Raw genomic sequence first — 6,039 nt, 5'->3', positions numbered from 1 at the left:
TTTTTTTAAGATTTTGTAAAAGAACATGATTCAGTTTTCCATGCCATTTCCAGCGTACATTTGCACTTTACATATTCATTTCCATATTTTAACGTGAAACGTACGTATTTTAACGTGAAACACTTATAGTAAATAAACTTTTGTATCGATCATTCCTATTCATAGTCACTTATAGGCAATACTCCCCTATCAATGTACAGGAAAAAGGCTGCTAGGAGAATCCTTCTATTCGATTGCAATTTAAATGCAAAATGTTTATACCATATACTATTGTAAAGATTTTGTAACCTTCTCTCTTGAGAGCACATTCATCATAGATTTGTCATATATTTTATTCATTTCCAATTACAGTGAATAGAAAAAAAGATTGAATTCTAATCTTTTTGTGATACCATATGTTATGAGCCTGCAAACAAACATCATAATTTTCAGATAACTTCTTTAAAAATTAAGTTAAAATATAAGAGGTGGGGTATTAATGGACTCACAAGTGATTTATGCAGTTTTGGCATCTTTCATTACTGTACTAGTCGTTACTCCTTTCGTTATCAAATTAGCATTTAAGATCGGAGCAACAGATAAGCCAAACGCACGTAAAGTACACCAAAAAATAATGCCTCGTCTAGGTGGACTGGCAATTTTCATCGGTGTAGCTGTAGGATTTATTGTTAGTGGATTATATGAGCAAAGAATGCTATCAATAAGCTTAGGTGCTGTTATCATCGTCATCATCGGTATTTTAGATGATATGTATGAATTATCAGCGAAGGTAAAATTCGGTGGACAATTATTAGTTGCTATACTCATTGTAAAAAGTGGATTATTAGTACAGGTGTTGTATATTCCAATCTTAGGAGATACTGAACTTGGTATCCTTGCATACCCAATTACAGTATTTTGGATTGTCGGTATTACAAACGCCATTAACTTAATTGATGGACTAGACGGATTATCCGCTGGAATTTCATCCATCGTTCTTGCAACGTTAGCATATATGGCCTTTACAAGCCCTATGGGTACCGGTGCTGTAATCATTCTGCCACTAGCACTTATTGCACTTGCAAGTACACTTGGATTTTTATTCTATAACTTCCATCCAGCAAAAATTTTCATGGGAGATACAGGTGCGCTATTTTTAGGATATTGTATATCTGTTTTATCGTTACTCGGATTATACAAAAGTGTAACGTTATTCAGTTTCCTTGTTCCCATCATCATTTTAGGTGTTCCTATCTTTGATACAACATTTGCGATTATCAGACGCATTGTGAATAAGAAACCAATTTCTGCACCAGATAAGTCGCATTTACATCACCGTCTGTTGGCAATGGGCTTCTCTCACCGTGCAACGGTACTTATCATTTACGCATTTGGTATTTTCTTTAGCGTAAATGCAATCATTTTCACTAGCGCAACATTATGGTTATCCATTATTCTTCTGTTTGTCTTGATTTTCTTTACTGAAATCGTGGCAGAAATAATCGGTCTTGTGCACGAACGTTATAAACCAATTATTTCCTTCTATAAAAAAGTGAAAAAACGCGAAGAATAATTGTAGTATAGCCTTTATTACTATGAAATATTCAGATAGCATCCTTTCTTTTAAGAGAGGATGCTATTTTTCATTTCCATAATATAGTTTGTTTGAGAGTGCTTCTATTGGAGAAAGCTATACATATAAAGAAGATAATGAGAAACGTCTCTCGCTGCCTTCTTACATCTTTGATTGTTAAACTGAGGGTGAGTGTTATGATCAAGCAAGTATTTCAATGTATTATCATATTTTTAGTCATGACTACATGTACGACATCTTATACTGAAGCAGCGACTAACTCTCCACTTGAACATCGTTCTACTACTCAGACTGCTTCTGTTCCGCAAAAAATTGCGTACTTAACATTTGATGATGGACCAAATAAATACACATCACAAATTTTAAACATCTTAAAACAAAAGCACGGAAAAGCAACCTTCTTTGTTATTGGTGGAAAAGTATCACATTACCCGCAAACGATGAAACGCTTAATTGGGGAAGGACATTATATTGGGCTGCATAGTATGTCTCATGATGTAAAACGTCTATATACTGGCGATCCATCTGCTTTAATTTCTGAAATGGAGCAAGCTCAAACAATCGTCCAGCAAGTAACAAATTTAGATACACATCTTGTTCGCGTTCCATATGGCAGTATGCCGTATTTAAAAAAGAATTATCGTGATGCACTTGTTTCCGCTCAGTACAAAATGTGGGATTGGACGATCGATACATATGACTGGAAAAGCTATGATAATCCTTCTGCTATACTGGATCGGGTTATGAACCAAAGCAACGAACAAGTAGAAGTCATTTTAATGCATGATTCTAGTGTCACTGTAAAAATCCTTCCAAAGGTAATTGACTATCTTCAAGCAAAAGGTTATACACTTCTTGCTTACAATCCTTCCTCTCACTTAGAGGTGAACTTTTGGAAGGACACAAGATTGTAACAGCTTTAGTATATATACTAGAGCTGTTTGTTTTTTCTCTTCCCATTTTTGTGTTTAAAGAGTGATAAAAAATCCACCACAAAAAATGGTGGGATTAAAGACTGCCTGTAAAATTTCAACTTCACAGACGTTTTTATTTATTTCATATTCCTAGCTCTTTACCTCCTCCACCCTTCCCCGTATTTCTCCCTTTTCAAATCTCTTTGTATGAACATTTATATATGCATTTTCATGATCTATCTCTTCAATAAGATTCTCAAATATCTTTCTTTGCAAAGGCCCTTCTAGGTCTTCAATCGTTACCACACCTGTAATTATCCCTTCATTCACGCTAATCCCGTGCCTTACAGGTCCGTATAAAAATAAAACTTCTGGACCTATCTGATTCTTTTTTCCTAAATGAATCTGACATGATGTAACTTTCTCAATGTTTTTCAATATAATTCTATAATTTATTTTTGTTAAATCATTATTAAAAACAAGTTCTGTTACACCATAAGCCTTTGTATTTACAGGAGGTACTTCCATCTCTCCTTTTAGCCGAGCAAAGAAATGTTTTTTCATACGAGCAACATTCTCCTTATATAAATTTCACCTTACTTTAGGTACCCCTTTAACTAATTTATTACTAGGACATAATAAATTATGACTTTTTCAACTTCGCTTTCTTGAAAGTATTTTACTTCTCTTCAAAAATATTTACAAAAGCTTTACATAACAACCATTCCTTCTACATAACCACTTCTTGTATAATGCACGTATATTTAAAATTTCCTAGGGAGGTTCACTTTGAAAACAATATTTGAAATTTTTCTCGTATCAACTAAACTAGGATTCACTTCTTTTGGTGGACCTACGGCTCATCTCGGGTACTTCCATCACGAATATGTACAAAAACGAAAATGGATGGATGAGCGAAGCTATGGAGATTTAGTGGCACTCTGTCAATTCCTTCCTGGTCCTGCAAGTAGCCAAGTTGGAATCGGCATCGGTTTATCCCGCGGAGGACTCCTTGGAGCTGTAGTTGCTTGGGTTGGCTTTACACTCCCATCAGTTCTCGTTCTTGTCTTTTTCGCTTCACTACTCCAGCAATTTCATATGGAGGAAGCTGGCTGGATTCATGGGTTAAAACTTGTAGCAGTAGCGATTGTTGCCCATGCGATATGGGGAATGGCACAGAAATTAACACCGGACCGGAACCGAACAACAATCGCGATTATTACTGCTACAATTGCATTGTTATTTCCAAGTGCTTTGACGCAAGTTGCACTTATTCTACTTGCTGGTCTTATCGGTTGGCTCTTATATTGTAAGCATGAAATTCCACCTGCTAGCAAAACACATATTCCTGTTTCACGTATAACTGCCACCTCATGCCTCTTACTATTTTTTAGTTTATTATTCCTGTTACCAATATTACGACCATTTTCGCACTGGATTGCCATGTTTGATAGTTTCTATCGCTCTGGCTCACTCGTGTTTGGCGGAGGACATGTCGTTCTTCCTCTTCTTGAAAATGAATTTGTATTAAATGGCATGATGACAAAAGAGCAATTTCTAGCAGGATACGGCTTAACGCAAGCTGTACCAGGCCCTCTTTTTACATTTGCATCTTACATAGGAGCTGTACTGGATGGGACACTAGGAGCTATCCTTGCGACAATTGCTATCTTTCTCCCAGCATTCTTACTCGTCATTGGCATATTACCATTTTGGGATCAAGTTAGACGCTGTTCATATGTACAAGGTGCACTCCTCGGCATTAACGCTGCTGTTGTTGGTATTTTATTATCAGCTTTTTACAACCCCATTTGGACAAGTTCCATTATGAGTACGGTTGACTTTGTCATCGCTTCTCTCTTATTTTGTCTATTAGCATTTTGGAAAGCACCTCCATGGATCATTGTTATTCTTGGCGCTTTAAGTGGCTATATTCTTTATATTATCTAGCCATACAAAGTTACCGCCTTCAAATAGTGTATTTTAAAACAACACACTTTTAACCCATATCTGTATGAAAATAGATTCGTGTTTAGTTGTGTTTAAACCAAAAAAATAAGCCATATTGGCTTATTTTCGTATATCGAGTATTCAACAGAACACAACATCTTATTTCAGTCCATTATTCAAGTCCTCAATTTTTTTCTTCCAATAGATTGTCATCGTAAGCCATATAATGAAATAAACAACGATAAAGCTACCTATACAAATAAGAATCGGAACGAGATGATTCGGAACCCAGCCAATCCAAATAACAATTGGTAAAAATGTGCCCAACAAAATAATGAAATGAATCATTGTTTGTTTTAAGATGCTCCATTCTTCCTTCTCAAACACAAAGGACGCAAATGAAAAAATCAGCCCGACAATATTTGCTGTAACAAGATAAACAAGTAGTGTTTTTACCTCTATATTCTCCATCCCTTTTACATAACCAATCCCTAAAAACAATAGGCTATAAAACATTGCCATCGCCATTCCAGAAAGCACCTTGCCGCCAATTCTATCAAATAATGTAACCATATTTCTAACCTCCTCCTATATTTAAAGCTGCTTTAATAAATGGTACATATTTTCTCGAAACGTACTCTTTCATTCCATTTGAAAAGTGAGCACACATACTTCCGCTAAACGACATTTCAAAGCTCGTTACATGCTGTAAATTTGCTAATATCGATTTTGAAAATCGTGCAAAGCGATCATCTTGTAGCCTTGTTTCTAGCTCATACAACCTCGACTTTACTTCAAGTCTTCCCTTCGTTGTCTGTGCCATCACTTTTCTTCCCTCAGCATAAAACCAATAAATATCTTTTAGTTCTAACAAATAATATTGCTGCTCTAGAACTCCTACAATTTGTCTCACACTCCCCCCTTCTATCCTTTTTACAAGATGGTGAATTTCATCTGTTACTTCTTTTGCCTTTACAATAATCTCTATCTCATCTTGTGATGGGTCTAATTCAATGTGGATTTTCAATGATTCCCACCCCCTTTACACTTTTATTTTTACATATATTTAAAAAAAAGATATAGATTGCTACATAAGTGGTTTTGTTTTTGTCATAACTAACCCTTTTTCAAGCACAAAAAACCTTGCACACGCAAGGTTTCATTCTTCTGCTGCCATTTTCTTATATAACGCTACACATTCGCTTGCTAGTCCCTTCACAGTAATTGCATTCATTAAAATGTACCGGCTCTCTAAAAACTGGACCATCTACTCTACTGTCCCTTTACAGCTCATATAGAATACGGAGTCTATCTGTTATAGTTTCAACAAATAGGCTCCTTACTTCATTATTTTATTGAATTTTCTGTTATTTATTTTTCAAGTTATACCACCTGAATTACATTGAATTTTATTGCAAATTTTCAGATAATTAAAAAGAATACAAATTGAGGGGAGTTTTTTCATGAAAAAAAAATTATTTGTATTACCTGCGGTGGCCTTATTAGCACTTCCAGCATTCGGTTTTAGCAACGCTTCAGCTGCTACAAGTATTAATCCATCATCTGAGAACCCTACTAACATTACTTTTATGGATCCACCAC

Annotated in this window: 6 protein-coding genes; 3 read left to right on the top strand and 3 right to left on the bottom strand. The window is 35.4% G+C overall.

Annotation, left to right across the window (positions count from 1 at the left end; genetic code table 11):
• Positions 1 to 478 precede the first annotated feature (478 nt).
• Together V7183_RS13540 and V7183_RS13535 are read left to right on the top strand one after the other, a co-directional pair.
• Entirely contained in the window at positions 479 to 1,552 is a 1,074-nt protein-coding gene (locus tag V7183_RS13540; protein WP_097897146.1) for a glycosyltransferase family 4 protein, read from the top strand.
• A 197-nt stretch (positions 1,553 to 1,749) separates the two neighbouring features.
• Positions 1,750 to 2,487: a polysaccharide deacetylase family protein gene (locus V7183_RS13535; protein ID WP_097897145.1), complete on the top strand. Its 738-nt coding sequence runs from the start codon at positions 1,750 to 1,752 to the stop codon at positions 2,485 to 2,487.
• Positions 2,488 to 2,637: 150 nt separating this feature from the next.
• Here V7183_RS13535 and V7183_RS13530 read toward each other — a convergent pair whose 3' ends face one another.
• Positions 2,638 to 3,051, bottom strand: coding sequence for a CHRD domain-containing protein (locus V7183_RS13530; protein WP_335359847.1), 414 nt, complete (start codon positions 3,049 to 3,051; stop codon positions 2,638 to 2,640).
• 225 nt (positions 3,052 to 3,276) lie between these two features.
• On the opposite strand from V7183_RS13530, the gene V7183_RS13525 reads away from it, so the two are divergent.
• Positions 3,277 to 4,437, top strand: coding sequence for a chromate transporter (locus V7183_RS13525; protein ID WP_097897143.1), 1,161 nt, complete (start codon positions 3,277 to 3,279; stop codon positions 4,435 to 4,437).
• A gap of 159 nt (positions 4,438 to 4,596) precedes the next feature.
• Here the strand turns inward: V7183_RS13525 and V7183_RS13520 are convergent, their stop codons facing one another.
• Together V7183_RS13520 and V7183_RS13515 are read right to left on the bottom strand one after the other, a co-directional pair.
• The gene (locus V7183_RS13520) at positions 4,597 to 5,010 is read right to left on the bottom strand and encodes a DUF3021 domain-containing protein (RefSeq protein WP_335359846.1); all 414 of its coding nucleotides are present in this window, start codon (positions 5,008 to 5,010) and stop codon (positions 4,597 to 4,599) included.
• A 4-nt stretch (positions 5,011 to 5,014) separates the two neighbouring features.
• Positions 5,015 to 5,464, bottom strand: coding sequence for a LytTR family DNA-binding domain-containing protein (locus V7183_RS13515; RefSeq protein ID WP_335359845.1), 450 nt, complete (start codon positions 5,462 to 5,464; stop codon positions 5,015 to 5,017).
• Positions 5,465 to 6,039 lie beyond the last annotated feature (575 nt).

It is taken from the genome of Bacillus sp. JJ1127 (genome assembly GCF_036965845.1).
Classification (GTDB): Bacteria; Bacillota; Bacilli; order Bacillales; family Bacillaceae_G; genus Bacillus_A.
The sequence above is the reverse complement of the archived record's forward strand: the minus strand, read 5'-3'. Positions and strand labels throughout refer to the sequence as shown.